Source organism: Streptomyces sp. NPDC046203, from assembly GCF_040646255.1.
Classification (GTDB): Bacteria; Actinomycetota; Actinomycetes; order Streptomycetales; family Streptomycetaceae; genus Streptomyces.
Genome location: NZ_JBEYZX010000065.1, coordinates 1 through 23308 on the forward strand (window position 1 = coordinate 1; position 23308 = coordinate 23308).

At 71.4% G+C, this 23308-nt stretch carries 21 protein-coding genes and 1 tRNA gene; 9 read left to right on the forward strand and 13 right to left on the reverse strand.

Annotated features, from left to right (window positions below):
- Positions 1-926, forward strand: a 926-nt coding sequence (locus tag ABZ990_RS29005; RefSeq protein ID WP_361237860.1) for a class E sortase, incomplete at its 5' end; no start/stop codon positions are given.
- A gap of 40 nt (positions 927-966) precedes the next feature.
- Positions 967-1656 carry a class E sortase gene (locus ABZ990_RS29010; RefSeq protein WP_361237863.1) on the forward strand — a complete coding sequence of 230 codons (690 nt, stop codon included), beginning with the start codon at positions 967-969 and terminating at the stop codon, positions 1654-1656.
- 133 nt (positions 1657-1789) lie between these two features.
- Here the strand turns inward: ABZ990_RS29010 and pknB are convergent, their stop codons facing one another.
- The 6 genes from pknB to ABZ990_RS29040 form a co-directional block, all read right to left on the reverse strand.
- A complete protein-coding gene (gene pknB / locus ABZ990_RS29015) occupies positions 1790-3778 on the reverse strand; it encodes a Stk1 family PASTA domain-containing Ser/Thr kinase (RefSeq protein ID WP_361237866.1) in 1989 nt (662 codons plus the stop codon).
- A gap of 287 nt (positions 3779-4065) precedes the next feature.
- Positions 4066-5532 carry a penicillin-binding transpeptidase domain-containing protein gene (locus ABZ990_RS29020; protein ID WP_361237869.1) on the reverse strand — a complete coding sequence of 489 codons (1467 nt, stop codon included), beginning with the start codon at positions 5530-5532 and terminating at the stop codon, positions 4066-4068.
- Complete coding sequence (locus ABZ990_RS29025) at positions 5529-6971, reverse strand: FtsW/RodA/SpoVE family cell cycle protein (RefSeq protein WP_361237871.1); 1443 nt, start codon at positions 6969-6971, stop codon at positions 5529-5531. The genes ABZ990_RS29020 and ABZ990_RS29025 overlap by 4 nt, the downstream gene beginning before the upstream one ends.
- A 34-nt stretch (positions 6972-7005) precedes the next feature.
- Complete coding sequence (locus ABZ990_RS29030) at positions 7006-8481, reverse strand: PP2C family serine/threonine-protein phosphatase (protein ID WP_361237874.1); 1476 nt, start codon at positions 8479-8481, stop codon at positions 7006-7008.
- Positions 8482-8666: 185 nt separating this feature from the next.
- On the reverse strand, positions 8667-9191 hold the full coding sequence (locus tag ABZ990_RS29035) for an FHA domain-containing protein (RefSeq protein ID WP_361237877.1): 525 nt from the start codon (positions 9189-9191) through the stop codon (positions 8667-8669).
- 10 nt (positions 9192-9201) lie between these two features.
- On the reverse strand, positions 9202-10026 hold the full coding sequence (locus ABZ990_RS29040; RefSeq protein WP_361237880.1) for a DUF3662 and FHA domain-containing protein: 825 nt from the start codon (positions 10024-10026) through the stop codon (positions 9202-9204).
- An 837-nt stretch (positions 10027-10863) separates the two neighbouring features.
- Here ABZ990_RS29040 and ABZ990_RS29045 point away from each other — a divergent pair.
- Together ABZ990_RS29045 and ABZ990_RS29050 are read left to right on the forward strand one after the other, a co-directional pair.
- Positions 10864-10947: transfer RNA gene (locus tag ABZ990_RS29045), tRNA-Leu, on the forward strand.
- A 587-nt stretch (positions 10948-11534) separates the two neighbouring features.
- Positions 11535-13646, forward strand: coding sequence for a peptidoglycan recognition protein (locus ABZ990_RS29050; RefSeq protein WP_361237916.1), 2112 nt, complete (start codon positions 11535-11537; stop codon positions 13644-13646).
- A 140-nt stretch (positions 13647-13786) separates the two neighbouring features.
- On the opposite strand, the gene ABZ990_RS29055 is transcribed toward ABZ990_RS29050, so the two are convergent.
- Complete coding sequence (locus ABZ990_RS29055; protein WP_361237883.1) at positions 13787-13915, reverse strand: hypothetical protein; 129 nt, start codon at positions 13913-13915, stop codon at positions 13787-13789.
- 149 nt (positions 13916-14064) lie between these two features.
- Between ABZ990_RS29055 and ABZ990_RS29060 the strand changes: the two genes are divergently transcribed.
- Together ABZ990_RS29060 and ABZ990_RS29065 are read left to right on the forward strand one after the other, a co-directional pair.
- Positions 14065-14877: a hypothetical protein gene (locus tag ABZ990_RS29060; RefSeq protein WP_361237886.1), complete on the forward strand. Its 813-nt coding sequence runs from the start codon at positions 14065-14067 to the stop codon at positions 14875-14877.
- A 56-nt stretch (positions 14878-14933) separates the two neighbouring features.
- Positions 14934-15278, forward strand: coding sequence for a rhodanese-like domain-containing protein (locus ABZ990_RS29065; protein WP_361237889.1), 345 nt, complete (start codon positions 14934-14936; stop codon positions 15276-15278).
- Between the two features lie 66 nt (positions 15279-15344).
- Here ABZ990_RS29065 and ABZ990_RS29070 read toward each other — a convergent pair whose 3' ends face one another.
- The 6 genes from ABZ990_RS29070 to paaA all read right to left on the reverse strand — a co-directional run bounded on the left by ABZ990_RS29070 (position 15345) and on the right by paaA (position 20274).
- Complete coding sequence (locus ABZ990_RS29070; protein WP_361237892.1) at positions 15345-16478, reverse strand: acyl-CoA dehydrogenase family protein; 1134 nt, start codon at positions 16476-16478, stop codon at positions 15345-15347.
- A 145-nt stretch (positions 16479-16623) separates the two neighbouring features.
- Complete coding sequence (locus ABZ990_RS29075; RefSeq protein WP_361237895.1) at positions 16624-17712, reverse strand: 2Fe-2S iron-sulfur cluster-binding protein; 1089 nt, start codon at positions 17710-17712, stop codon at positions 16624-16626.
- Positions 17713-18231, reverse strand: coding sequence for a 1,2-phenylacetyl-CoA epoxidase subunit PaaD (gene paaD / locus ABZ990_RS29080; protein ID WP_361237898.1), 519 nt, complete (start codon positions 18229-18231; stop codon positions 17713-17715).
- Positions 18228-18890, reverse strand: coding sequence for a 1,2-phenylacetyl-CoA epoxidase subunit PaaC (gene paaC, locus ABZ990_RS29085; RefSeq protein ID WP_361237919.1), 663 nt, complete (start codon positions 18888-18890; stop codon positions 18228-18230). The genes paaD and paaC overlap by 4 nt, the downstream gene beginning before the upstream one ends.
- A 95-nt stretch (positions 18891-18985) precedes the next feature.
- A complete protein-coding gene (paaB, locus tag ABZ990_RS29090) occupies positions 18986-19273 on the reverse strand; it encodes a 1,2-phenylacetyl-CoA epoxidase subunit PaaB (protein WP_361237901.1) in 288 nt (95 codons plus the stop codon).
- Positions 19270-20274, reverse strand: coding sequence for a 1,2-phenylacetyl-CoA epoxidase subunit PaaA (gene paaA / locus ABZ990_RS29095; protein WP_361237904.1), 1005 nt, complete (start codon positions 20272-20274; stop codon positions 19270-19272). The genes paaB and paaA overlap by 4 nt, the downstream gene beginning before the upstream one ends.
- A gap of 113 nt (positions 20275-20387) precedes the next feature.
- Here paaA and ABZ990_RS29100 point away from each other — a divergent pair, with 113 nt between their 5' ends.
- Genes ABZ990_RS29100 through ABZ990_RS29110 form a run of 3 tightly spaced genes read left to right on the forward strand, consistent with a single transcriptional unit; the run spans position 20388 to position 23181 of the window.
- Complete coding sequence (locus ABZ990_RS29100) at positions 20388-21212, forward strand: DUF5819 family protein (RefSeq protein ID WP_361237907.1); 825 nt, start codon at positions 20388-20390, stop codon at positions 21210-21212.
- Positions 21209-22516, forward strand: coding sequence for an HTTM domain-containing protein (locus tag ABZ990_RS29105; protein WP_361237910.1), 1308 nt, complete (start codon positions 21209-21211; stop codon positions 22514-22516). Before ABZ990_RS29100 ends, ABZ990_RS29105 begins: the two co-directional genes overlap by 4 nt.
- Positions 22513-23181: a TrmH family RNA methyltransferase gene (locus tag ABZ990_RS29110; RefSeq protein WP_361237913.1), complete on the forward strand. Its 669-nt coding sequence runs from the start codon at positions 22513-22515 to the stop codon at positions 23179-23181. The genes ABZ990_RS29105 and ABZ990_RS29110 overlap by 4 nt, the downstream gene beginning before the upstream one ends.
- Positions 23182-23308: the final 127 nt, after the last annotated feature.

The following is a 23308-nucleotide window of genomic DNA, read 5'->3' on the forward strand; positions in this document are numbered from 1 at the left end:
CGTCCTTGGGCTCGTCCTTGGGCTCGTCCTTGGGCTCGTCCTTGGGCTCGTCCTTGGGCTCGACCTCTGCCTTGTCCTCGGCCTTGCCCTCTGCCCCCCGCTCCTCCGTACCCGGACAGCGCGGCCCCGGACCGTCCGGCCCGGCAGCGTCCGGCGCCGCCCCGCCCGGCACCGGTGCACCGGCGACCCCTGGTGCGCCGGAGCGTCCGCTGTCCCGGGTGGAGGCCCGCCGTGCCGCCCGCGCCGCCAAGGACTCCTTCGGCGTCGTCCTCAGCCGCGGTGTCGGCGAATTGTTCATCACCTTCGGCGTGGTGATGCTGCTGTTCGTCACCTACCAGCTGTGGTGGACGAACGTCCGGGCCGGCCAGGAGACCGACCAGGCCAAGCACGAGATAGAGAACTCCTGGGAACAGGGCGGCGACGACGTGCCGGGGGCCTTCGAACCCGGCAAGGGCTTCGCCATCATGTACATCCCCAAGCTGGACGTCGTGGTCCCGGTCGCCGAGGGCATCGGCAAGACCGCCGTCCTCGACAAGGGCATGGTCGGCCACTACGGCGAGGGCGGTCTCAAGACCGCCATGCCCGCCGACAAGCAGGGCAACTTCGCGGTCGCCGGCCACCGCAACACCCATGGCGAACCGTTCCGTTACATCAACCGGCTGAAGCCCGGCGACCCGATCGTGGTCGAGACCCGGGACGCGTACTACACGTACAAGATGACCAGCATCCTGCCGCAGACCTCGCCGGCGAACGTCTCGGTCATCGACCCCGTGCCGAAGCAGTCCGGGTTCACGAAACCCGGCCGCTACATCACGCTCACGACGTGCACCCCCGAATTCACCAGCACGTACCGCATGATCGTGTGGGGACAGCTCGCCGACGAACGGCCGCGGAGCAAGGGGAAGCCCCCCGCGCTCGTAGGCTGACCCCACACCGGGACCATCACTTCGAAAACGGGACGACCTCGTGGCACGTGCGCGCAACCGGATCGCCGGGATCATCAGCGTCTTCGGCGAACTCCTCATCACCGCGGGCCTGATCCTCGGGCTCTTCGTCGTCTACTCGCTGTGGTGGACGAACGTCATCGCCGACCGGGCCGCCCACAAGGAGGGCGACAAGGTCCGCGACCAGTGGGCCGCCGGCACGACCGCGGGTCCCGGAGCCATCGACATAAAGGGCGGCCTCGGCTTCCTGCACGTCCCGGCCATGGGCGACGGCGAGGTGCTCGTCAAGAAGGGCACCGACAGCGAGGTCCTCAACGGCGGTGTCGCCGGCTACTACGTCGATCCGGTCAAGGCCGCCATGCCCGCCGACAAGCAGGGCAACTTCACGCTGGCCGCCCACCGCGACGGGCACGGCGCGAAGTTCCACAACATCCACAAGCTGAAGACCGGCGACCCGATCGTCTTCGAGTCGCGGGACACCTGGTACGTCTACAAGGTCTACAAGACCCTGCCGGAGACCACGAAGTACAACGTGGACGTCCTCCAGGCGGTCCCCAAGGAGTCCGGCAAGACCAAGCCGGGCCGCTACATCACCCTCACGACCTGCACCCCGATGTACACCTCGGACTTCCGCTACATCGTCTGGGGCGAACTCGTCCGTACCGAGAAGGTCGACGCCAAGCGCACCCCTCCGGCGGAACTCCGCCACTGACCGGCGGCACGGCCACCGGAACCGTCACCGGCGGCCCCGGTCACACCCCGCCCGAGGCCCTCTCCCCACCCACGCGCGAGCCCCGGCATCCGTATCGGATACCGGGGCTCACCCGTGTGCTGTACGAACCGGCCTACCGCCCGAACAGGCCGCGGCCGCCGCCGACCTTCTCGGTCTTCACCGTGACCACCTGGTTCGGCTGCCCCTGCTCGCCCGGCTTCGGGTCCTGGTCCTTGACCACCGCGTCCGGGCCGCTGGGACCGTCGACGGTGAGCTGGAACCCGGCCGCCGCGAGGACGGCGCGCGCCGCGTCGACGGTCATGTTCGTGACCGGCGGAACGGCCTGACCCGCCGGCGGCTCCGGCTGCTGCGGGCCCTTGGAGACCTTCAGCGTGATCTGGACGTCCTTCGCCTGCGGGGTGCCGCCGTTCGGCGTCATGCCGACGACCTCGCCCGCGGGCTTGTCGGAGTCGACCTCCTGCCGGGCCACGTTCGCGAACCCGAGCGTGGCCAGGTCGGCGGTCGCCTGGTTGACCTCACGGCCGACGACGTCCGGCAGCGGAGTCTGCTTCTTCTTGGACACGGTGATCGTGACCTCGGAGTTCTTCTCCGCCTTCGAGCCGCCCTCCGGGCTCTGGCTCAGCACCTTGCCCGGCTCCTGGTCGGACTCCTCCGTCTTCACGACGACCTTGAAGCCCTGGTTGGTCAGCCGCTCCTCGGCGCGCGAGCGGGACTGCTCGACGACATCGGGGATCTCGACCTGCGGCGCGCCCTCGGAGACCACGACGGAGACCGTGTCGCCGACGGTCATCTTCTCGGACGGGCCGAACTCCGGCTTCTGGCTGCAGATCGTGCCCTTCGGCTGATCGCAGCGCTCCGAGCCGCTCTGCTCCACCTTGATCCGCGAGTTCTCCGCGAGTTCCCCGGCCGTCTTCATCGTCTTGCCGACGAGCTGCGGGACCGGAACCTGCTCCGGGGTGTCCTTCTTGTCGAAGAGCGAGCTGCCGATGAAGATCGCGCCGACGAGCACGAGCACGCCCGCGACGGCCAGCAGTATCGTCGAGGTGTTCGACTTCTTCTGCTGCCGGCGCCGGGCCGGGCGGTCGTCGTACCCGCCGTAGCCGGCGTCGTCCCCGGGCATCGGGGCCATCATCGTGGTCGGCGCGCCCTGCGCGTCCGGGGCCTGGCGCATCGCCGAGGTCGGCTGCTGCTCCTCCGGCAGATAACCGCCGTAGCCCCCGCCGTACGCACCGCCGCCCATCGCCGCGGCCGCCGCGACCGGACGGCCGTCCAGGCACGCCTCGATGTCCGCGCGCATCTCGTCGGCGGACTGGTAGCGGTAGTCGGGGTCCTTGACCAGCGCCTTGAGGACGATGGCGTCCATCTCGGGCGTGATCTCGGGGTCGAAGTTGCTCGGCTGCTGCGGCTCCTCGCGTACGTGCTGGTACGCGACGGCCACCGGCGAGTCGCCGATGAACGGCGGCCGGACCGTCAGCAGCTCGTACAGCAGACAGCCGGTGGAGTACAGGTCGGACCGGGCGTCGACCTGCTCGCCCTTGGCCTGCTCCGGGGAGAGGTACTGGGCGGTGCCGATCACCGCGGCCGTCTGCGTCATGGTCATGCCCGCGTCGCCCATGGCGCGCGCGATGCCGAAGTCCATGACCTTGACCTGGCCGTTACGGGTCAGCATGACGTTGGCCGGCTTGATGTCGCGGTGCACGATGCCGGCGCGGTGCGAGTACTCCAGCGCCTGGAGGATGCCGACGGTCATCTCCAGCGTGCGCTCGGGCAGCAGCTTGCGCCCGGAGTGCAGCAGCTCGCGCAGCGTCGACCCGTCGACGTACTCCATCACGATGTACGGGATGGAGACCCCGTCGACGTAGTCCTCGCCGGTGTCGTAGACGGCGACGATCGCCGGGTGGTTCAGAGAGGCGGCGGACTGGGCCTCACGGCGGAACCGGGCCTGGAAGGACGGGTCACGGGCGAGGTCGACCCGCAGCGTCTTCACGGCGACGGTGCGACCGAGCCGGGTGTCGTGGGCGAGGTACACCTCGGCCATGCCACCACGGCCGAGCACCGAGCCCAGCTCGTACCGGCCGCCGAGGCGACGCGGCTCTTCCATAGCTACTCCAGCCCTCTCCGTCTGTCCCGACCGCACCCGTGTGTGGTCCGGCGGTGTGCTGTTCGCGCATACGCTACCGGCCGCGGGGTGGCGCCCGGCCCGTAGACCTGCACCTGATACCCGACCGGTACCCGGCCCGGCCCGCTCACCGGCCGTCCCGCCGCCGGAACCTTCCCAGGTCGCGGCCCATGCCGGCGGCCGCTTCCCGGACCGGAACGCCGCCCGCCGTAACGTCGGTCACGATCCGGGCCGGGGCGGTCGCCGAGCGGCCGCCCGGAGGCCGGGGGTCAGCTCTTGCTCTTCAGGACGGCCTGCATCACGGCCTTGGCGATCGGCGCGGCCAGACCGCCACCGCTGATGTCCTCACGGTTCGTGCCCTCCGAGTCCTCGACGATCACGGCGACCGCGACCGGCGAGCCCTGCGCGGTCTTGGCGTAGGCGATGAACCACGCGTACGGCCGCTTCGAGTTCAGCTCGCCGTGCTGCGCCGTACCCGTCTTGCCGCCGACCTTCACGCCGGGCATCCCCAGATCGGCGTTGCTGCCGGTGCCCCGGCTGACGACGTTCTCCATCATCTGCTGGATCAGCTGGGCGTTCTTCTGCGAGACCGGGCGGCTCAGCTCCTCCGGCTCGGTCTTCTTGATCAGCTCCAGGCTGGGCGCGCGCAGCTCGTCCACCATGTACGGCTTCATCAGCTTGCCGTCGTTGGCGATCGCCGCCGTCACCATCGCCATCTGCAGCGGGGTCGTCGCGGTGTTGAACTGGCCGATCGACGACAACGCGTTGCCACCGCGGTCGGACTGCTTGTCGTAGACCGAGGCCACGGCGCGGACCGGCATGAACTGCTCGGCGTTGAAGCCGAACTTCTCCGCCGTCTCCACCATCTTGTCCCGGCCCACGTCGTCGCCGAGCTTCGCGAACACCGAGTTGCAGGAGACCCGCAGCGCCTCGTTGAGGCTGGCGTTGGCGCAGCCGCTCGCGTGGTTGATCATCGGCTTGGTCGACAGCGGGATCTTCCAGCCCTCGGGCGTGTCGGTCGCCGCGTTGATGTCGGTGACCTTGCCGCTCTCCAGCGCCGCCGCGGCCGTGACGACCTTGAAGACGGAACCGGGCGGGTAGATCTCGCGCAGCGCGCGGTTCAGCTTGGGCTTGTTCTTGTCCCCTTCCAGCTTCTGCCACGCCTCGGCGTCCGAGTCGTGGTAGCCGGAGAAGGAACCCGGGTCGTACGACGGGGTGGAGGCCAGCGCCAGGACCTTGCCGGTCGTCGGGTCCAGGGCGACGACCGCGCCCGTCTTCGAACCGAGGCCCTGGAAGGCGGCCTTCTGCGCGGCCCCGTTCAGCGTGGTGACGACATCGCCGCCGCGCTTCTTCTCCCCGGTGAACATCGACAGGGTGCGGTCGAAGAACAGCCGGTCGTCGTTGCCGGTGAGGACGCCGTCCTCGATCTTCTCGATCTGGCTGGCGTCGAAGGCCTGCGAGGCGTAGCCCGTCACGGGCGCCCACATCGGGCCGTCCACGTACGTCCGCTTGAACTGGTAGAACGTGTCGCCCGAGTTGACGGAGCCGGTGATCGGCTTGCCGTCGACGATGATGTTGCCCCGCTCGCTGGCGTAGCGCTCGATCTGCACCCGCTTGTTCTTCGGGTGGGAGTTCAGCTCGTCGGCACGGACGTACTGGAGCCAGTTGTCCCGGACGAGCAGGGCGAGGACCAGCAGGCCGCAGAAGATCGCGACCCGGCGCAGGGGCTTGTTCACGGACGGACCACCTGGGTCATCTCGGCATCGGGGTTGGGGGCGGGGGACGGCGCGGGGCGGCGCGCGGTGTCGCTGATCCGGATGAGAATGCCGACCAGCGCCCAGTTGGCGATCACGGACGAACCGCCGTACGCGAGGAACGGCATCGTCATACCCGTCAGCGGGATCAGACCCATGACACCGCCGGCGACGACGAAGACCTGGAGCGCGAACGCGCCGGACAGGCCCATCGCGAGGAGCTTGCCGAACGGGTCGCGGGCCGCCAGCGCGGTGCGCACACCGCGCTCGATGATCAGGCCGTACAGCAGCAGGAAGACCATGACGCCGGCCAGACCCAGCTCCTCGCCGACGGTGGCGAAGATGAAGTCCGAGTTGGCGGCGAACTGGACGAGGTCGGAGTTGCCCTCGCCGAGGCCGGTGCCGAGGATGCCGCCGGAGCCGAAGGACATCAGGACCTGCGTCATCTGGTCGCAGGCGTAGGCCATGTTGGTGCCCGGAGGGGCCGTCTTCAGGCACTCGAAGGGGTCGAGCCAGGCCGCGACACGGGACTGCACGTGGCTCGCGGTCGAGCCGACGGCCACGGCACCGGCCGCGGACATCAGCAGACCCATGACGACCCAGCTGGTCCGCTCCGTGGCCACGTACAGCATGATCACGAACATGCCGAAGAAGAGCAGCGACGTACCGAGGTCGTTCTCGAAGACCAGGATCAGCAGGCTGACGCCCCAGATCGTGACGATCGGGCCGAGGTCACGGCCGCGCGGCAGGTAGAGCCCCATGAAACGGCGGCTGGCCAGCGCGAGCGCGTCCCGCTTCACCATCAGATAACCGGAGAAGAAGATCGCCAGGACCAGCTTGGCGAACTCGCCGGGCTGGATGGAGAAACCGCCGACGCGGATCCAGATCTTGGCGCCGAAGACGTCCGCGCCGAGGCCCGGGACGAGCGGCAGCAGCAGCAGCACGAGCGCCGCCACCATGGAGATGTACGTGTAGCGCTGGAGGACCCGGTGGTCCTTCAGCAGCAGCAGCACGCCGACGAACATGGCGATGCCGACGGCCGAGTACATCATCTGGTTGGGCGCCGACGGGCTGAACGCGCCGTACGCGCGCTTCGCCAGGGCGATCAGCCGCGGCGACTGGTCGAGGCGCCAGATCAGCACCAGGCCCATGCCGTTGAGCAGGGTGGCGAGCGGCAGCAGCAGCGGGTCCGCGTACGGGGCCCACTTGCGCACCACGAGATGCGCGACGCCCGCGAGCAGGGCGAGGCCCGCCCCGTAGCCGAGCATGCCGGACGGCACCTTGCCGTCGATCGCGAGACCGACGTTCAGGTACGCGAACACCGGGATGGCGACGGCGAAGGCGAGCAGGACCAGCTCGGTGTTGCGACGGCTCGGCGCCTCGATGGCGCCGATGGTGGTCGTATTGGTGACAACGCTCATGGTGGTGAAAGGCCCCCTCGGGTCTGCGGCTCGCTTACTGCTTGCCGCAGTTCGAGGCCAGCTTCTGCTCCTCCGCGGACAGGGTCGGTCCAGGGGACGGTGTGGCTGCCTTGGACTTGTCGTCGCCGGTCGGCGGCTTGGGGCTCGCGTTCTCCGCGGCGTCCGCGGCCGCCTTGTGGCGCTGGTCGGTCTTCTTGCAGGCCGAGGCCTGCAGCGACAGCTCGGCGATCCTCGTCTGAGCCTTGCCGAGGCTGCCGCCCGCGATCGTCTTCTCGACCTGCTTGCGCTGGTACGCGGGCAGGTACTTGAGTTCGATCTCGGGATGGTCGCTCTCGACCTCCGACAGCTTCACCCAGGCCAGCTCCTGGCTGATGCCCTGGTACAGCGCCACATGGTCGTCCTTGGCGCCCACGTAGTACTGCGTCTGCGTCCAGCGGTAGCCGCCGTACAGACCGCCGCCGACGACGGCGAGCGCGAGCACGAGGTAGAGCGAGCGTTTGAACCAGGTGAAGCCCGTCGAACGCGGCTTCACGAAGTCGTCGTCCGTGTACGAGTCGAAGGAGCCCGGGGGCATGTCGCCGTAGCCGTGGTCGTCGCCGCTGCCGGGCGGCCCGAAGCCGCCGGCCGGGGGCCGCTGGTGCGCCGGCCGGCCGAGCCCGGAGGCACGGCCCGCGGGCGTGTGCATGGCACCGCCGTCGTGCAGCAGCGGCTGGTTCTCGGCGACGGCGCCCACGATCACGGGGGTGTCGCTGAGATGACCGAGATGTCCGCTGAGGGTGTCACCGGCGTCGACGTCGAAGACATCGGCGATGATCACCGTGATGTTGTCGGGGCCACCGCCGCGCAGCGCGAGCTGGATCAGCTCCTGCACGGTCTCCTGGGGGCCGTGGTACCCGGCGAGGGTCTCCTCCATCGTCTGGTGCGACACCACCCCGGACAGGCCGTCGGAGCAGACCAGATAACGGTCGCCGGCCCGCACCTCACGGATCGACAGATCCGGTTCGACATGGTCGCCGGTGCCGACCGCGCGCATCAGCAGCGAACGCTGCGGGTGCGTGGTGGCCTCCTCCTCGGTGATCCGGCCCTCGTCGACGAGCCGCTGCACCCAGGTGTGGTCCTGCGTGATCTGGGTGAGCACACCGTCGCGCAGCAGATACGCGCGCGAGTCGCCGACGTGCACGAGACCGAGGCGCTGACCGGTCCACAGCAGGGCGGTGAGCGTGGTGCCCATGCCCTCCAGCTGCGGGTCCTCCTCGATCATCATCCGCAGCTGGTCGTGGGCGCGGACCACCGCGGTGCCGAGGGAGGTGAGGATGTCGGAGCCGGGAACGTCGTCGTCGAGCGTCACCAGGGTCGAGATCACCTCGGACGAGGCGACCTCGCCCGCGGCCTGACCGCCCATGCCGTCGGCGATCGCGAGCAGCCGGGGACCGGCGTAACCGGAGTCCTCGTTGCCCTCGCGGATCATGCCCTTGTGCGAACCCGCGGCGAAACGCAGCGAAAGACTCATGCCCACCTGCCCTGTCGGCGCCGCCTGGGGGTGCCGCCGGTCTCGAGACACACTGCCCACCCTCCGGTCGGGAGCACGTACCCGCCCGGGCCCGCTGCCCGGGCGCCCGCGCTGACTCCGGTCCGGTCCGTCGACCGGACCGTTCCGGCGCGCTCGCTCCACTCGCGCTCATTCATGATGTAGCACTACTTCCGCAGCTCGATGACGGTCTTGCCGATGCGGATCGGCGCGCCCAGCGGAATCGGTGTGGCGGTGGTGAGACGGCTCCGGTCGAGATACGTGCCGTTCGTGGACCCGAGGTCCTCGACGATCCACTGACCGTCCCGGTCCGGATAGATCCGGGCGTGCCGGCTGGAGGCGTAGTCGTCGTCCAGCACGATGGTCGAGTCGTGGGCCCGGCCCAGCGTGATGGTCTGCCCCTGGAGGGCGACCGTCGTGCCGGTGAGGGTGCCCTCGGACACGACGAGCTTGGTCGGGGCGCCGCGGCGCTGCCGCCCGCCGCCGCCCGCGCTCGGCTGCGCGCCCCGCTGCTGCGGTGGCGCCGCCTGGCGGCCGGCCTGCTGGGGCCGTGCCTCCTGGCGGCGGGAACCGCGCTGGGTGACCCGCGTACCGAACAGATCGCTCCGGATGACCTGTACGGCCACGATGACGAACAGCCACAGAACGGCCAGAAAACCCAGCCGCATGACCGTCAGGGTCAGCTCTGACATTGCCCCCGCTTCACCCTTCGGCTTGCCTGAAAACGATGGTGGTGCTGCCCACGACGATCCGCGAGCCGTCGCGGAGCGTAGCGCGGGTGGTGTGCTGCCCGTCCACCACGATGCCGTTGGTGGACCCGAGATCCGCGATCGTCGAGGGCGTTCCGGTCCGGATCTCGCAGTGCCGGCGCGAGACGCCGGGATCGTCGATCCGCACGTCCGCGTCGGTGCTGCGGCCGAGGACCAGGGTCGGGCGGGAGATCTGGTGCCGGGTCCCGTTGATCTCGATCCAGCGCCGCGTCTGACCGCCGCCGCCCGTGGCGGGGGTCTGCGGACGGTGCGACGGCATGGCCGGGGCACCCGGCGGCGGGGTCTGCGGCATCGGCGGCGCGCCGGCGGACCGGGGCGGATAGCCGTAGCCGCCGGGGGACTGCTGCTGGCCGGCGGCGGGCTGCTGCTGCGGCTGCGACGTGCTCGACGCGAGCGTGCGGCTGCGTACCCGGTACAGACCGGTGTCGAGGTCGCCGGCCTTCTCCAGATGGACCTTGATCGGGCCCATGAAGGTGTAGCGCTGCTGCTTGGCGTAGTCCCTGACCAGGCCGGCGAGCTCGTCGCCGAGCTGGCCCGAGTAGGGGCTGAGGCGCTCGTAGTCCGGCGCGCTCAGCTCCACGATGAAGTCGTTGGGGACGACGGTCCGCTCGCGGTTCCAGATCGTCGCGTTGTTGTCGCACTCGCGCTGGAGCGCGCCGGCGATCTCGACGGGCTGGACCTCGGACTTGAAGACCTTGGCGAAGGTGCCGTTGACCAGACCTTCGAGTCGCTGCTCGAACCTCTTCATGACTCCCATGGGGCACCTCCTCCGTCGTTGTCGCCCTGGTACTGCTTACTGATCGTATCCACGCGTCGGGAAATCGGCTGGTTCCCCTTCTCTGCCCTGTGGACGAGTGTCACCTCTCTCACAGACCTTCCGCAGACTTCGCAGGCTCCGGCGGGCCTTCCCCACGGATCGTAGAGGTGGCCTGTGGACAGTGTCCCGCACCGGGGGCCGGAGCAGGAGGGCTCCCCGTACGTCACCGCCTCGCCGTCCCCCGCGCGCCGCCCCCTTCCGGCCCGGCCCGCCGCTGGTCCGCTGCCAGTCCGCCGCCGCTTCCTCCCCGCTTCTCCCTGTTTCCTCCCCCGGGACGATCCGCCTGTCCCTCTGCTTTCCACTGGTTTCCCCCTGATTTCCCCCAGGGTCGTCCCTGAGACTTCCCCGAGACTTCCCCGGCCCGCGTCTTGGTCGGGCGGGAGGGCTCGGCCGCTCTCGCTGGTCTCCTCTGGTTTCTCCGGTTCCTCGTCGGCGCGCCCCGCGCCTTCCCGGCCCGGCCCTCCGCGTCCTCCGCGTCCTCCTCGCTCCCCCTCCTTCTTCGCCCTCCTCCGTTCTTCCTCGCCCTTCGCTCGTTGCCTTCCCCGGTCTCCTCCTCGGCCCGGCCGCGTCGCGGCTCCGGGAGCGGCGCGGGAACGAGGTGGGAACGAGGTGGGGGTGGCGCGTGGGTGGGGCGGGGACGGGGGCCGGGGGAGGCGCGGAGGGGGTGTGGAGGGGGTCACGAACAACGGATGTGAATCCACCGCCTCCGACGTGCTAATCTTCAGATGTCGCCAGGCAAACGAACCGAAAGGTGAGGGAGCCGGGAGACCACCCAATGCGCGGGTGGCGGAATAGGCAGACGCGCTGGATTCAGGTTCCAGTGCCCGAAAGGGCGTGGGGGTTCAACTCCCCCCTCGCGCACAGATGAAGCGGTCGGCATCGTATACACGATACCGACCGCTTCTGTTTGTCCGGCCTACATGGCATCCGGGAAGGGGCAGGGGCAATACAGGGGCGACGCGGTCGCCGTTCTGTCGCTCCGTCAGAGCCTTCTCCGTCGCGGCTGGTTCGGACGACCGGGCCGGCGCCGTCCGTACCCGCCGCACTTTTCTTCCCGGGCCCTTCCCAACGGCCCTCTCCCACCCCTTCCAAGAGAGCCGCGAAGGGACTGTATTTTTCCCTCTGCACGCGCTGTGACGTGGGTGGGGACCTCGGTTCGCTGTCGCGTGCGGACATGAACGAACAGGTCGAAGGGGTGGGGCTGCGTGAAGCGGCGACTCGTAGTGGGGTGCACGGCTGCCGCCGTGGCGGCAGGGATATCCGGCGTGCTGGTCCTCCAGGGGACGACGGGCACCACCGGCGGACCGGCCGGCACCGACGGAATCGGGCTCGGCGTCACCGCCGCCAAGCCCCGGCCGGTGAAGGCCGATACGCGGACGGCCGCGCTGCGCGAGAGCGGCGACCGGCGCAGCGCGACGCTGAAGCAGGACGAGGCGAAGCCGTTCAGCATGGTGGGGGTGACCTGGACCGATCCGGGCGCCCGGGTGCGCGGCACGGTCGAGGTCCGGACCCGGAACGTGGAGTCCGGACAGTGGTCGCCCTGGCTGCGGCTGGACGGCGACAGCGGCGAGCGCGACAACGGGGCCGCGCGCGGCGGCACCGAACCGGCCTGGGTCGGCCCGTCCAACGCGGTCGAGGTACGGGTCGATTCGGGCCGTTCGGTGGCGGCCGGACTGCCCGCGGGGCTGCGCCTCGACATGATCGACCCGGGCAAGGGCAGCGTGACGTCCATGGAGCCCGCCGGGTTCCGGATCGAGCAGACCGACCCGCCGTCGGCCGCGCCGGACCCCGCGGCACCGGAGCAGGGCGCCACCACGCCCGACGCGCCGTCCGTCCCCGTCCCCGTCCCTGCTCCCGTCGAGCCGACCGAGGAGCCGTCGCCGACCGGGACCCCGAGCGGGCCCGCGTCGCCGAGCGGCACACCGTCCGCGTCCGTGTCGCCGTCCGCTTCGGTCTCGCCCTCGGCGACCGCGAGCACCACGCCCACGCCCACTCCGTCATCGACGACGACGACGGCGCCGCCCGCGCCGCCGTCCAGCGCGCCGCGCCCGCCGATCACTTCCCGGGCCGGCTGGGGCGCGGACGAGTCGATCAGCCCCGAGGAGCCCGGCTATCTGCCCGGCGGCAAGGTGAAGGCGATCGTCGTCCACCACACCGCCGAGTCCAACAACTACACCTGCGCCGACGGCCCGAAGGTCGTGCGCGGAATCTACGCGTACCACGTCAAACAGCTCGGCTGGAAGGACATCGGCTACAACTTCCTCGTCGACAAGTGCGGCACGGTCTACGAGGGCCGCAAGGGCGGTGTCGACCGCCCGGTGCAGGGCGCGCACGCCTACGGCTTCAACGCCGAGACCGCCGGCATCTCCGTGCTGGGCACGTACACCGACGCCGCTCCGCCGCAGGCCGCGATGGTCTCGGTCGCCCGGGTCGCCGCGTGGAAGCTCGGCCAGTACGGCGTGGACCCGGCCGGCACCACCACCCTCACCGCCGGTGACAGCGGCATCAACTACTTCGGCAAGAGCTGGGCCAAGGGCGCGCAGCTGTCCTTCCCGGTGATCCACGGCCACCGGGACGGCTACAACACCCAGTGCCCGGGCGACGCCTTCTACAACCAGCTCGCGACCGTCCGCACCCTGGCCGCCGGTCCCGTCTCCGGTCTGGCGATCAAGTCGCTCACCGGGGTCGGCGTCGCCGGCTCGACGTACTACACCAAGGCCGCCGTCACCGTGAACTGGGCGGCCACCACCCCGGCCGCGCTGATCAGCCGGTTCGAACTGCTCGTCGACGGCAAGGTCGCCGCCACCACGGCCGGCACCGCGACCTCCGCCAAGGCCACGCTGGCCCTCGGCACCCACAAGGTCGCCGTCCGCGCGGTCCACCAGTCCGGCAAGGCCACCACCACCGCGGCCGCGACCGTGATCGCGGAGACCGGCGCGCCCTCCTTCACCACGAAGCCCGCCCTCTCGCTGCGGACGGGCACCGTGAACACCACCGCGGTCCCGCTGACCCTCGCGTGGAAGGCCACCGACGGTGCCGCGCTGAAGGAGGTCCGGCTCACCGCCCCGGTGGCCAAGACCTACGGTCCCACCGTGGCCAGCGCCGCCCACACCGCCAAGTCCGGTGCGGCGACCACCTGGTCCATGACCGCCTACGACCAGGCGGGCAACACCGCCACGGCGTCCGTCGCGGGCACCCCGGTGATCCTCCAGGAGACCGCCGCCACCAAGACCGGTACCTGGACGGCCAAGTCCTCCACCAGCTACCTCGGCGGCAAGTCCTACTCCAGCTCCTCCGCCAAGGCCGGCCTGAGCTGGACCTTCACGGGCCGGTCCGCTGCCTGGGTCGTCTCCCGCGCCACCAACTCCGGCCAGGCGTACGTCTACGTCGACGGCGCCAAGGTGGCGACCGTCGACCTGAAGGCGTCCGCCGCCAAGTACCGCGAGGCGATCTGGACCAAGACCTGGAGCGGCAGCGCCAAGCACACCGTGAAGATCGTCGTGGTCGGCACCTCCGGCCGTCCGACCGTGACCACCGACGGCCTGGTCTACCTCAAGTAGCCGATACGAAGCGGCCGACGCCGAGCAGTCGGCGCCGCACCCGGCCTGCCCCGGCCCGCCCCCCTCGCACGGGGTGCGGGCCGGGGCAGCCGGGTTTTCCGGGACGGTTTCCCTCGCTCCCGGCGACGCGGACCGGGGGCTCAGGCGCCGGTGGCCTGGAAGGCGCGGCCGGCATGGGCCTTGTTGTCGTAGGAGATCACGTCGGCGCGGTCGGCGGGCAGTCCCCGCAGGAAGGCGCCGGCGTACCGCCGTCCGACGGGGAGGCACAACCGGCCGAGGGGCGTGAACTGGTGCGATAGCGCCGCTTCCGCTCTTCCCGGCGGGTCCGGTGGCGCGGTGCCGGCCGATGGCGGCGGGAGCGGGTCCCCGAAGGGCCGTAGGGTGGTTCGGACGAGCCGGAACGAGGACGTGGGCAGGCGTGGACGTGAGCGTGGACCAGGGCGTGGGTGGCGAGTCCGACGAGCGGCCCGAGGCGCGGCTGGAGAGAGCCGTCCGGGTGGCCGAGCAGGCCCTGATCGAGTTCGAGATCGCGGTCGAGACCTTCCGGATCGAGGTGGAGAACTTCTCCCGGCTGCACCACCAGCGGCTCGGTCCGGTGTACGCGCGGCTCGACGAGCTGGACGTCCGGATCACCGAGGCCCGGGCGGCCCGTACCGGGGACCCGGAGGATCTGCGGCGGGCGCGCGAGGCGCGCGCCTCGCTGGCGCCCCTGCCCGGTGTCGAGGAACTCTTCCACGACTGGCTGGATTCCGACGGCCTGTCCGAGGAGGCGGCGGCGATGCTGACCGAGCGTTCGGTGCAGCCGCCAAAGCGGGTCCGCCCGTCGGACGAGGTCCGCAAGCTGTACCGCGATCTGGTGCGGCAGGCGCACCCGGACCTGGCGCGGGACGACGACGAGCGCAGGCGGCGCGAGGAGTTCGTCACGCGCGTGAACGCCGCCTACGCCCTCGGGGACGAGACGCGGCTGCGCGCCCTCACGGAGGAGTGGGCGGCCGGTCCGGTGCCCGAGGTGCGGCTCAGTGAGGGCGAGGAGCTGTACGCGCGGCTGGAGTGGCTGTCCCAGCGCAAGGAGATGCTGTCGCGGGTGGCGCGGGAGCTGGAGGAGAGCGGCATCGGCGCGATGCTGCGGATGGCTCCCGACGACCCGGACCGCCTCCTCGAGGAGATCGCCGGGCAGCTGCTGGCACAGGTCGCCGAGCGCGAGGCGGAACTCGCCGAGCTCGTGCAGTAGGTTCGTGACAAGTGCGCCCGCAGAGGGCGCGACGTTGCCGAGGGAAGGCCTGGACCATGAATTTCGCCCCGCTGCCGTCGGTCGCCGCGGCCTCCGTGCCCGACGACGCCCTCGTGCTGGACGTCCGTGAGGACGACGAGTGGGCGGCCGGTCACATCGAGGGCGCGCTGCACGTGCCGATGAGCGACTTCGTGGCCCGGTTCGGCGCGGTGAGCGACGCGGTCGGCGACGACGGTCGGGCGTATGTGATGTGCCGCTCCGGTGGCCGTTCGGCGCAGGTCACGCAGTACCTGATCGGGCAGGGCGTCGACGCGGTGAACATCGACGGCGGCATGCACGCCTGGGCCGGCGCCGGCCGCCCCATGGTGGCGGACGGCGACAGCGCCGCGCAGGTGATCTGAGAAACCCCCGGCCCTTCGCGGGTCCGTACCCTTCGCGGGCCGGTGGGCCGGTCGGACGGGGGCCGGTCAGACGACGGGATGGGCGGCGAGCAGGTCGCCCAGTTCCTCCTCGTGCCGGCCGGCCGGGCCGAGGGACAGTTCGAGGTACTTCGCCCAGGCGTGGAAACGGTGCAGGGCGTAGCTCGTGTCGGCGCCGAAGCCGCCGTGCAGGTGCTGGGCGGTCTGGACGACCCGCCGTACCCCCTCCGCGGCCCAGATCTTGGCGACGGCGATGTCCGCGGCGGCGGGGAGCGCGGTCGTGGCGCCGGTGGCCAGCCGCCAGGCGGCCTGCCAGAGCGTGACCTCCATGGCGCGCAGATCGATGTAGCGGTCGGCGGCCTGGACGGCGACGGCCTGGAACGTGGCCACGGGGTGTCCGAACTGCCGGCGCCCGGCCGTGTACCGGCTGGTCATCGCGAGCGCCTGCTCGCCGAGCCCGAGGGCGAGAGCGCAGGTTCCGGTGGTGAGAAGGCCGTGCAGCCACGGCCACGCCCCGTCGGAGTCGACGACGTCGTCGGGGCCGAGACGGACGCCGTCGAGCCGCAGGTCGGCGAGCAGCTCGCCATGGGTGCCGTACTGGTCGGCGAGGGTCAGACCGGTGTGATCGCGGGGTACCAGGGCGACGAGGGTACGGCCGTCGGCGGTGTGCGCGGGTACGGCGATACGGTCCGCCCGCTGGGCCCAGGGGACGGCGCCGGTGTGGCCGTCGAACGTCCAGCCGGCGTCGTCGCGGCGGGCGGTGACGGCGAGCGGCGGCGGTTCATGGCCGGTCCGGCCGTGGGCGGCGGCGGTGAGGACGAGTTCGCCGCGCGCGACCCGGGGCAGCAGGGCGGCGGCGGTCTCGGCGGGGCCGTGGCGCTGGAGGGTGAGCGCGACCGCGCTGGTCTCAAGCAGGGGAACGCGGGCCAGCGCCCGGGCGGATTCGCGCAGGACGAGGCAGAGCGCGACGGGGTCGAGGCCAAAGCCGCCGTGCGCGGGGTCGAGGACGAGACCGAGCAGGTCGGTGGCGGCGAGCCGGTGCCACAGGGCGCGGTCGAGGTCGTCGGCGACCGCCCCTGAGGTGAGGGCGGGGCTGGGTACGGCGTCGGGGGCGACGTCCGCGAAGACGGCCCGGGCTGTCTCGGCGGCGGCCTGTTGTTCTTCGGTGAAGGTGAAGTCCACTGTCCTGCCCTTCCCTTGGCTTCCCGGCTGCCCCGTCTCGATCTGACGGATCGTCAAGATAGGGCAGCCGTGGAAGGAAGGGAATGGCCGGGCGGCGGCTCCGCCGGAGCGGTCTCCGGCGGTCTCCGTCGGTCGCCGGGGGTCCTCAGCGGTCGAAGTCGAGTTCGACGTCCGGGGTGACGGGGTGGGACTGACAGGCCAGCACGTAACCGGCTTCGGTCTCCTCGGGGTCCAGGGCGAAGTTGCGGTCCATCCGCACCTCGCCGGAGACGAGGAAGGCACGGCAGGTTCCGCAGACGCCGCCCTTGCAGGCGTACGGGGCGTCCGCCCGGGCGCGCAGCACCGTTTCGAGCAGCGTCTCGCCCTGCTGGACCGGCCAGTTGCCGGACCGGCCGTGCAGGGTGGCGGACAGCGTCGCGTCGGCGGGGGCGTCCGCCGCGGGGGCCGGGGCGGGGGCCGAGCCGTCGTCGACGTGGAAGATCTCCTGGTGCACCCGGGAGCGGTCGACGCCGAGGTCGCGCAGGGCCTGCTCGGCGCTCTGCACGAGGCCGAACGGACCGCACAGGAACCAGCCGTCCATCTCGCCGACCGGGAGCAGCGCCGGCAGCAGTTCGGCGAGCCGGGCGTGGTCGAGCCGGCCGGACGGGAGCCCGGCCTGCTGCTCCTCGCGGGAGAGCGCGGTGACGAGCTGGAACCGGTCGGGGAAGCGGTCCTTCAGATCCGCGACCTCGTCGAGGAACATCGTGGAGGCCGCGGTGCGGTCGCCGCGGACGAGGCAGAAACGGGCCTCGGGTTCGCGGGCGAGCAGGGTGGCGGCCATCGACAGGACCGGGGTGATGCCGCTGCCGCCGACGATGGCGGCGAAGTACCCGGGGCGCGGTTCGAGGACGAAGCGGCCGGTGGGCTCCATGACGTCCACGGTGTCGCCGACGGCCAGTTCCTTGAGCGCGTACGTGGAGAACTCGCCGCCGTCGACCAGCCGGATGCCGACCCGCGGCGCCGTGGGCTCGCCCTCGGCGGGGGCCGGGGAGCAGATCGAGTAGGTGCGGCGGATCTCCTCGCCGTCCTGTCCGGTGCGGCGCAGGGCGAGGTGCTGGCCGGGGATGTGGCGGTAGGCGTCGCGCAGCTCGGGCGGGACGGCGAAGGTCACGGCCACGGAGTCGTCGGTGAGCTGCTCGATCGCGCTCACCCGGAGCGGATGGAACCCGGCCCGTCCGGTGCTGGGGGTCGGCATCTACAACTCCTTGAAGTGGTCGAACGGTTCGCGGCAGGCGACGCAGCGGCGCAGCGCCTTGCACGTGGTGGAGGAGAAGCGGCTGAGAAGCTCGGTGTCGGTGGAGCCGCAGTGAGGACAGCGGATGGCGAGGGTCAGCGGTACGGCCCCGCCGGCGGGGCCCTGGGGCCGGGGCGGGGCAATGCCGAACTCGGTGAGTTTGCGGCGCCCTTCCTCGCTGATGTCGTCCGTGGACCAGGCGGGGGTGAGCACGGTGACGACGGTGACGTCGGGTATGCCGTGCGCGTGGAGGGCGTTCTCGATGTCGGTGGACATCGCCTCGATGGCGGGGCAGCCGGTGTACGTCGGGGTGAGGTCGACCTGGACGCGGCCGGGGCCCTGGAGGTGCACGCCGCGCACCACGCCGAGGTCGGCGAGGGTGAGGACGGGCAGCTCCGGGTCGGGGACGGCGCCGGCGATCCGGGCCAGTTCCGCTTCCAGGGCGGTCGGGGCCGGGGCGGGGGCGTGGGTGGCGGTCACCAGGACGCTCCGGGGTGACTGCGGTGCAGGTGCTGCATTTCGGCGAGGAGCCTGCCGAACGGTTCGGTGTGCAGCCCCTGGCGGCCGGCCCCCGCGCTCCAGGCGCCGGTGCGGGCGCCGGTGGGCACGGTGAGGGTGGCGCGTTCGAGGACGGCGGTGACGGAGTCGAGCCAGGCGCGCTCCATGGCCTCGGTGTCGAGGTCGAGGCCGTCGAGCGGCTGGAACAGTTCGCCGGTGTAGCGCCACAGGGCCTGGCAGGCCTCCTGCATCCGGCGGTGGCTCTCGTCGGTGCCGTCGCCCAGGCGCAGCGTCCAGTGCTCGGCGTGGTCCTGGTGGTAGACCACTTCCTTGACGGCCTTGCCCGCGAGCGGGGCCAGGGGGCTGTCGCCCTCGGCCAGCGCGGCGTAGAGCAGTCGCTGGTAGGTGGAGAAGTAGAGCTGGCGGGCGATGGTGTGCGCGAAGTCGCCGTTGGGCTGCTCGACGAGCTGGCAGTTGAGGAAGGCGCGTTCCTCGCGGAGGTAGGCGAGTTCGTCCTCGTCACCGGCGAGGGAGAGCAGGAGGCGGGCCTGGCCGAGGAGGTCGAGCGCGATGTTGGCGAGTGCGACGTCCTCTTCGAGGGCGGGGGCGTTGCCCGCCCACTCGCCGAGGCGCTGGGCCAGGACGAGGGCGTCGTCGCCGAGGGGGAGCGCCGCGGCGGGCGCGCCGGGCGTGACGGTGACGCCGGGCGTGACGGTGCTGGTGGGCCGGGGGCTGGTCACAGGTGCTTCACCCCGTCCGGGATCTCGTAGAACGTGGGGTGCCGGTAGGCCTTGTCCGCGGCGGGCTCGAAGAAGGGGTCCTTCTCGTCCGGGGAGGAGGCGGTGACGGCGGCGGAGGGGACGACCCAGATCGACACGCCCTCGCTGCGGCGGGTGTAGAGGTCGCGGGCGTTGCGAAGGGCCATCTCCGCGTCGGGTGCGTGGAGGCTGCCGGCGTGGGTGTGGGACAGTCCGCGGCGCGAGCGCACGAACACCTCCCACAGCGGCCATCCGTCGGTGGTCATGCCCGTGCCTCCCCGTTCTCGTGCGCGTTCGTGTGCTGGTGCTTGGCGGCGTAGGCCACGGCGGCGTCCCTGACCCAGGCGCCGTTCTCATGGGCCTGGCGGCGCTTGGTGAGCCGCTGATCGTTGCAGGGGCCGTTGCCCTTGAGGACGTTCCAGAACTCGTCCCAGTCGATGGGGCCGAAGTCGTAGTGCCCGCGCTCCTCGTTCCACTTGAGGTCGGGGTCGGGCAGGGTGAGGCCGAGGGACTCGGCCTGCGGGGCGGCGTAGTCGACGAACCGCTGGCGCAGCTCGTCGTTGGAGTGCCGCTTGATCTTCCAGGCCATGGCCTGCGCGGAGTGGGTGGACGCGTCGTCCGCCGGGCCGAACATCATCAGGGAGGGCCACCACCAGCGGTTCACCGCGTCCTGGGCCATGGCGCGCTGGGCCTCGGTGCCGTTGGAGAGGGCGAGCAGTGCCTCGTATCCCTGGCGCTGGTGGAAGGACTCCTCCTTGCAGACCCGGACCATCGCGCGGGCGTACGGCCCGTAGGAGCAGCGGCAGAGCGGGACCTGGTTGGTGATCGCCGCGCCGTCCACGAGCCAGCCGATGGCGCCGACGTCGGCCCAGGTCAGCGTCGGGTAGTTGAAGATCGACGAGTACTTCTGGCGGCCCGAGTGGAGCTTGTCGAGCAGCTCGTCGCGGCTGACGCCGAGGGTCTCGGCCGCGCTGTACAGATACAGGCCGTGGCCGGCCTCGTCCTGCACCTTGGCCATGAGGATCGCCTTGCGCCGCAGGGACGGCGCGCGGGTGATCCAGTTGGCCTCCGGCTGCATGCCGATGATCTCGGAGTGGGCGTGCTGCGCGATCTGGCGGATCAGGCCCGCCCGATAGGCGTCGGGCATCCAGTCGCGCGGCTCGATCCGCTCGTCGGCGGCGATGGCGGCGTCGAACACCGCTTCGAGGGCGTCCTGGGGCACCTCCGCCCGCTCCGTCGCCGTCGTCTCTGCCGTACCTGCGGTCATCGGACCCCCTACCGACCGATCGTTCGGTTGAATGACTTCAATGGTCGTTCGGGGGCCCGTATGGTGTCAACCTCTGTGGATAACTCCTTACGCCGAGCGGGGAACGGGGCGCGATGGACGCGTATGACGGCACGGAAGCGGCCGAGCCGCCCTCATCGACCGGGCCCCGGGGCCCAGGGATCGCCGGACTCTCGCTGCGGTACCAGGTCGTCGCGGCCGTCGCCCTGGCCGTCCTCGGCGTGTTCGGCTGCGTCCACCTCGCGATGGTCTTTCTGCATGTCGCGCCCTCGAACACGCTCACCAAGCAGCACGGGACGGCCGTGGACGACTGGATCTACCCCGAGCTGGAACAGAACTGGAAGCTGTTCGCCCCCAACCCGCTCCAGCAGAACATCTCCGTCGAGGCCCGCGCCGAGATCGCCGGCCCGGACGGCGCTGTCCGCACCACCGGCTGGATCGACCTCACCGCCCGGGAGACCGAGCGGATCCGGGGCAGCCTCGTGCCCAGCCACACCGAACAGAACGAGCTGCGCCGGGCCTGGGAGTTCTTCCTGAATTTCCACAACGAGGACCGGCTCCCCATCGGCATGCGCGGCGAACTGTCCGAGGGCTATCTGCGCCGGATCGTGGTCTCCCGGCTCGGTGAGCGGGACCTCGACGGCACCGTGCGGAAGATCCAGGTGCGCTCCGTGACCCGGGCCGTGCCCGCCCCCGCGTGGAGCACCGAGAAGACCGACACCCGCCCCGCCTACCGCGCCTACCGGTGGTGGACGATCACCGACGCCGACCGGCCCGGCGTCCCCGCCTCAGCCGCCGCACGGACCTCCGCCGCGCGGACCGCGGCCTCCGCACACACCACCGACTCCACGAAGACCTCCGGGACCGCCGCCACCGGGCCCGTGTCCCCCACCGCCGGGACGGAGACCGCCGCCCGATGAAACACCCCTCCTCGCCCGCCCCGCGCCTCGCCGCCGCCGTCCAGAAGGTCACCGCGCACGCCCTCGGCCCCTACCAGTCGGCGGTCGTCCGGATCGGCTTCTCGCTCACCTGGCTGCTGTTCCTGCTGCGCGAGTGGCCGCACCGGCACGAGCTGTACGGCCCCGACGGCCCCTGGTCGTGGGAGATGGGCCGGCGGCTGATCGCCGACAACCACTCCTTCAGCGCGCTCATGTGGTCCGACGGCGGGCTCTGGTTCGAGATCGTCTACGGGCTCGCGGTGCTCTCCGCCGCCCTGCTGCTGCTCGGCTGGCACACCCGCGCCGTCTCGGTGCTCTTCATGGCCGGGGTGCTGTCCCTGCAGAACCGCTCCGTCTTCATGGGCGACGGCGGCGACAACGTCCTCCACCTCATGGCGCTCTATCTGGTCTTCGTCCGCTGCGGGCAGGTCTGGTCGCTCGACGCCCGCCGCGCGGCCCGCGCTCGGGCCCGTACGTCCGAGGGCCCTGAAGGCGCCGAGGGCACGCCGGGTGCGCCGGGGGCGGACGGGCCCGTCGGCCCGCTGCTGTGGATCGTGCTCGGCGGCTTCCTGATGGCCGCCACCTGGTTCTCCGGCGTCAGCGGCGAGGGCTGGCTGCTCGTCCTGTTCTGGGTGCTGTGGCTGGGCCACGCGCTGTGGTGGCTGGTCGGCCGGTACGCGCCCGGCGAACCGCGCACCCTCCTCGACGTGATCGCCAACCTGACCCACAACGTCACCCTCGTCGTGATCATGGCGGAGGTCTGCCTGATCTACGCCACGGCCGGCTGGTACAAGGTCCAGGGCTCGCGCTGGCAGGACGGGACCGCGCTCTACTACCCGCTCCACCTCGACTACTTCACCCCCTGGCCGGCCCTCTCCGCCCTGCTGGCGGGCAGCGGCGTACTGGTGCTGCTGGTGAGCTACGGCACGGTGATCGTCCAGGTCGCGTTCCCCTTCACGCTCTTCCACCGCCGGATCAAGAACGTGCTGCTCGCGGCGATGATGCTGGAGCACGCCGGTATCGCGGTGCTGCTCGGGCTGCCGTTCTTCTCGCTCGCGATGATCGCCGCGGACGCCGTCTTCCTGCCCACGGTCTTCCTGGTGTGGCTGGGCGGCCGGGCCGCGCGGGGCCGCGACCGGCTGTTGCGCCGCCCGCCCGCCGCACCACCGGCCCCGGAGGCCCCGGAGGCCCCGGAGGCCCCGGAGGACCCGGGGGCCGTCCGCCTGCCCGAGCAGGGCCGTACGGATGAGGGGACCGGCGCCGGTCCCCGTACCCTCGTCGGGTGAGCACCACCGAAGAACAGCCGCTCCAGTACGACGAGGGCTTCGCCCCCGAGATCGGCGTCGGCCCGCACCCGCGGCCGTGGCCCGAGGACGAGCGCTACGACCCCGAGCTGCTGGCCGAGGGCGACCGGCGCAATGTCGTCGACCCCTACCGCTACTGGACGCGCGAGGCGATCGTCGCGGACCTGGACACCCGCCGCCACGACTTCCACGTGGCCGTGGAGAACTGGGGCCACGACTTCAACATCGGTTCCGTGGTGCGCACCGCCAACGCCTTCCTGGCGAAGGAGGTGCACATCGTGGGCCGCCGCCGCTGGAACCGGCGCGGGGCGATGGTCACCGACCGCTACCAGCATGTGCGCCATCACCCGGACACGGCGGAGCTGACCGCGTGGGCGGCCGCCGAGGACCTGCCGATCATCGGCATCGACAATCTGCCCGGCGCGGTGCCGCTGGAGCGGACCGTGCTGCCGCGCCGCTGTGTGCTGCTGTTCGGGCAGGAGGGCCCCGGTCTCACCGAGGAGGCCCGGAAACACGCGTCGATGGTCTGCTCGATCGCCCAGTTCGGCTCGACCCGCTCGATCAACGCCGGCGCCGCCGCCGCGATCGCCATGCACGCGTGGGTGCAGCGCTACGCCGACATCCAGGCCGGACCCACCGAGGCGTAGGCCCCACGGGGCGTAGGACCCGTAAAACCACTGAGACGCGGCGGTGCCCCCGGGAGTCCCGGCTCCGAGACCGCCGGGCTGCTCGCGCTGGCCCGGATGGAGCGGATGGACGCGATGCTCGGCCCGG